The sequence below is a fragment of the Actinomadura sediminis genome (assembly GCF_042675525.1).
Classification (GTDB): domain Bacteria; phylum Actinomycetota; class Actinomycetes; order Streptosporangiales; family Streptosporangiaceae; genus Spirillospora; species Spirillospora sediminis.
Window position 1 is genome coordinate 1 of sequence record NZ_JBHTJA010000205.1, and the last position, 4648, is coordinate 4648.

Consider the following 4648-nt stretch of genomic DNA (forward strand, 5'->3'; position numbering starts at 1 on the left):
CGCCCGCGTCCGCCGGCGCGGACGCGGCGCGCAGCGCGTCCCGGTCGGCGGCGTCGGCCCGCACCCGGCCGTGGTCGGCGGGGGCGGGGGCGCCGAGCGTCCCCTCGAGCAGCCACAGCAGCCGGTCCGTGCACTCGGTGATCACCGACCCGAACGCGGGGCTTCCGGCGGTGCCGAGCACCCGGTCGTGCCGCCACAGCCCGAGGACGACGTCGAGCGCGGCGCCGAGCGCGGGCACGTCCGACGCGGCGGCGATCCCGGCGGCGAGGGACGCGGCGACGCCGCCGGACTGGTCGGCGCACCCGCACAGCGCCGCGTCGAACAGCACGTCCGCGAGGCCCGCCACGTCGGTGCCGGCGCGGGCGCCGCGCTCGTCGAGCACGGCGGCGGCCGCGTCCGCGAGGGTCGGCCCGTACGCGCCCGCCTCGATCAGCGCGGCCTCCCGGTCGCCGCGCGGGTCGGCGGCGGCGATCCGCCAGCGTTCGTCCAGCACCTGGTCGGCGCCGCTGCCGGGCCCCGACTCGCGCTCGAACCCGGGGATCCGCAGGACGCGCAGCCGGTGCAGGGCGCGGCTGCGTTCCAGCCCGCGCGGCCGCGTGAGCTTCACCGTGAGCGGGCCGCTCTGGTCGAGCCCGAGCCGCTCCAGTTCCGCCGCGACGTGGTGGACGAGCGGCGGCGCGGGCGTGTCGGGGTGCAGCCGCCCGACGCGGTCGCCGCTGAGCGCCGCGACCATCTCCACGACGGCCGGGTGGGCGCCGGGGCCGAGCGGGCCGCGGGACGTCCACGGCAGCCGCTGGTCCAGGTCGTCGGCGACGAGCGCGGCGACGAGGCCGTCCAGCAGGTCGGTGCGGGCGGGCGCGCGGTGGCCGCGCAGCCGGGTGAGCCCGTCGGTGAGGGTGCGGGCGGCGATGAGGTCGGCGGTGGAGACGGGCTGCCGCCGCTCGCGCAGCCGCGTCACGACGGACTCGGTGAGCGCGGCGGCCGCGCCGTCCGGCCCGTCCGCCCAGAGACGCTCGTAGTACTCGGGGGACGGCATGCCCGACTGGTAGCCGGTGAACGCGTCCAGCCGCCGGAACGAGTACGGGACGAGGAAGCTGCCCCCCTCGGACCCGTCCGGGGGTTCGGGGACCTCCGGCCAGCCCGCGCCGCCGTCCGCGCCGCCGTCCGGCCCCGGGCCGGCGGTGAGGGCGCGCAGGGCCGGGGTGTGGAACCCGCCGGTCACGACGACGACGGGACGGCCGCCCGCCGCGGCCTCGGCGGCGCGGACCCACCGCGCCATGTACGCCTCGCGGGCGGCGTCGTCCGCACCGGCGTCCGCCTCGCCGCGCACCAGGTCGAAGTAGGCGTCGAGGCGTTCGGCGAGCCCGTCCGGATCGGCGATCTCGACCAGGTGGTCCCACAGGACGTCGGTGTTGTCGACGGCGAACTCGCGCAGCAGCCGCCCGGTCGCCTCGGCGTACCGCTTCTCGGCGTCGGCGTACCGGTTGTCGCGGTCGGCGAGCGCGGGATGCCAGGCGGGCAGGTCGACGAACCGGACGTCGGCGCCCGCGGCGCGGCCCGCGTGCAGCGCGATCCACTCGGGCGAGTAACCGCAGAACGGCGTCCAGCACCGGCCGACCCGGTCGCCGTCCCGGTGGTAGCTGAAGATCGCGACGGGGGGTTCGTGGCCGAGCAGCAGCTCGTCCAGCCGCCCGGTGAAGTCGACGGGCCCCTCGACGAGGACGTGCGCGGGCCGGAGCCGCTCGATCGTCTCGCGGACGAGGCGGGCGCAGGCGGGGCTGTGGTGCCGGACCCCGACGAACGTGACCGCCATCAGCCGGGCAGCAGGTGCCGGGCGTCGTGCAGCGCCTTCCACTGCGCGCCCTCGCGGCGCGGCGCCTGCTGCTCCAGGTAGCGGCGCAGCCGGGCGAGGTCGTCGGCGCCGTCCTTGGCGGCGGTGCCGGCGAGGCACTCCACGATGTCGGCGGCGCCGCCCGGCTCCCCGCGCAGGAACCAGCCCCGCACCCCGACGGCGTGCGCGACGGACACGGCCTCGGCCGTGCTCATCACCGCCTGCGGCCGGTCCAGCGACCGGCCGTCCTCGGTGACGCCCGCCCGCAGCTCGCGGAACGTCGTGACCAGCACCTCCAGGACGTCCCGGCGCGGCGGCGCCTGGACGCCGCTGCGCTCCAGCAGCCGCGTCGCCTCCGCCTCGACGAGGTCGAGCTCGACGGCGAAGTCGGCGATCGGGAACACCGTCTCGAAGTTGAACCGGCGCTTCAGCGCGGCGCTCATCTCGTTGACGCCGCGGTCCCGGGTGTTCGCGGTGGCGATGACGTTGAACCCCTCGCGGGCGAACACCATCGACTCCGGGCCGGCCAGCTCCGGGATCGCCATCACGCGGTCGGACAGCGGGGACAGCAGCGAGTCCTGCACTTCGAGGGGGCAGCGGGTGATCTCCTCGAACCGCACCACGCGGCCCTCGGACATCCCGGTGAGCAGCGGCGCGGGCACCAGCGACCGCGCGGACGGCCCCTCCGACACCAGCAGCGCGTAGTTCCACGAGTACTTGATCTGGTCCTCGGTGGTGGCGGCGCCGCCCTGGATCGTCAGCGTGGAGGTGCCGCTCACCGCCGCCGCGATCAGTTCCGACAGCAGCGACTTCGCGGTGCCGGGCTCGCCGACCAGCATCAGCCCGCGGCTGGTCGCCAGCGTCACCAGCGCCCGGTCGATCAGCGCGGTGTCGCCGACGAACTTGCGGGTGACGCCGAGCTTCTCGTCGCCGACGACGAACCGCCGCGCGGCCGTCAGGCTCAGCGCCCATCCCGGCGGCTTGGGTCCGGTGTCGTCCTGGGCGAGCTTCTCCAGCTCGGCGGCGTACCGGACCTCGGCGGGGGGCCGCTGCAGCTCCTGGGGGTCCTGAGTCATGTCCTTCTTTCCGGGGGGATCGGCGGGCCGAGCCGTGGCGACCAGTGTGGCAAGCGCGTCGGACACTTCGGCGCGGGTGCCGATCATGCTGGCACCGTCCGGTGGTCAACGGAAATCGGGCGGCCTCCGCCGGTTCGGTCAGGGGGGCGGCAGCAGGCTGGTGAGGGCCTCGGAGACGGTGGCGGCGTCCAGGTCGCCGAACCGGACGGGCGCGCCGCGGGGGTCGTCGCGTCCCACGGGGCGCGTCGAGGCGCGGACGTACCGAACGGTCATCGTCGCGTCGGCGTCGCCCGGGTGCGGCCACGGGCCGGTGCCCAGCCCGGCGACGATGCGGCGGCGCGCGCCGGCGTCCCACCACAGCCACCGCTCCTCGCCGGGTTCGAGGTGCACCCGGCCCTTCCTCCACAGACCGGCGCCGAGGTCCGCCGCGTGGAGCGCGCGGCCCGCGTACCGGTCGAGGCGGCCGGCGGCGCGCTCCGCGGCGGTGAGGTGCGCGGCGGGCCGTTCGAGCTGCGGGAACGGCTGGAGGACCTCGTAGTCGGCGAACACCTCGCACCACGCGGGGAGGTCGTCCCCCAGGTGCGCGGGATGCGCGACGCGGATGCGGGCCGTCCCCGGCGCGACGAAGGGGTCGTCGCGGACGTCGGCGAACGTGCCGTCCTCGGCGATGCGGAACGCCGTCGCCGCGCCCTGATCACCACCGGTTTCCCCGCCACCGGTTTCCCGGCCACCGGGTTCCTCGCCACCGGGTTCCGCGAGCCACACCAGGCGGCGGACGATGCGCGCCACGATCGGGTGCCCGGTGAGATGGTCGCGGAACTCGTCCGGCGTCCACCGCCGCCCGCGCAGCATGGCGTGCTCCAGGTCGCGGCACCGGTCCGACGCGACGCGCCGCACGCCCCGCTTCAGCTCGCCGAACGTCCGGTACGCGGCCGGCGCGAGGTCCGGGTCGTCCTTGACGGCGGGCTTCGGCAGGGTCTTGCGCAGGGTCCCGTTCTCGTCGAAGACCCGCGCCTGGAGCCGCTCGTCGAACCGGACCCGGAAGCGGCGGGGCCCGTAGTCGAGGGTCGCCGAGGCGTCCGCGTCGAGGCCGAACCGGGGGACGAGCCGGTCCGCGAGCCGCTCGGGGGTGAGGCCGCGCGCGTCGGCGGCGTCGTCGAACCTCCGCTCCGCCTCCCAGTGCAGCCCGTCGGACGCCGGCGTCCCGGCGATGTCGCGCAGCGCGGCAAGGGCCGCGTCCGTGCCGAGGGCGCGGAGCACGTCCAGCCCCTTGAGCGCGTTCGCGCGCCCGCCGCCGGGCCACGCGCCGATGACGGGGACGAGCCGGGCGACGGTCGCGTCGCCGCCGGTGCGGCCGAGCTGCGCGAGCGCCCACGCGTGCCGTGCGGGCTCCCCGGCGGCGCGCCACTTCTCGAACAGGGCCCAGCCGAACTCCATGAGGGCGTCCGGGTCGAGCAGGTCGCGCATCTCGCGGGTCGCGTAGGGGGCGGGCGACGCCAGCAGCTCGGCGAGCGCCCGCGTCGCGTCCGCGGACAGCGCCGCCTCCCGTTCGCGCAGCCTCACCTCCGGCAGGACGGCCGGGTCCGCCCACGCGGGGAGCTTCGGCCGCGGCACGAGGCCCGTCCGCAGCGGGTGCGCCGACAGGACGGCCCGCAGTTCGCCCGCCGCCTCGGGGAACGCGTCCGCGACCGCGCCGGCGCCGTGCGCGTCCGCGACCGCGCCGGCGCCGTGCGCGTCCGCG

3 protein-coding genes are annotated in these 4648 nt (G+C 77.2%); all 3 read right to left on the minus strand.

The window, feature by feature from the left end; all coding sequences use genetic code 11:
• On the minus strand, positions 1-1813 hold a 1813-nt coding region (locus ACFQ11_RS37110), incomplete at its 3' end, for a DUF5682 family protein (protein WP_378307549.1).
• Positions 1813-2907: an ATP-binding protein gene (locus tag ACFQ11_RS37115; RefSeq protein ID WP_378307551.1), complete on the minus strand. Its 1095-nt coding sequence runs from the start codon at positions 2905-2907 to the stop codon at positions 1813-1815. The genes ACFQ11_RS37110 and ACFQ11_RS37115, both read right to left, overlap by 1 nt.
• A 138-nt stretch (positions 2908-3045) precedes the next feature.
• Positions 3046-4648, minus strand: a 1603-nt coding sequence (locus tag ACFQ11_RS37120) for a DUF4132 domain-containing protein (protein WP_378307553.1), incomplete at its 5' end; no start/stop codon positions are given.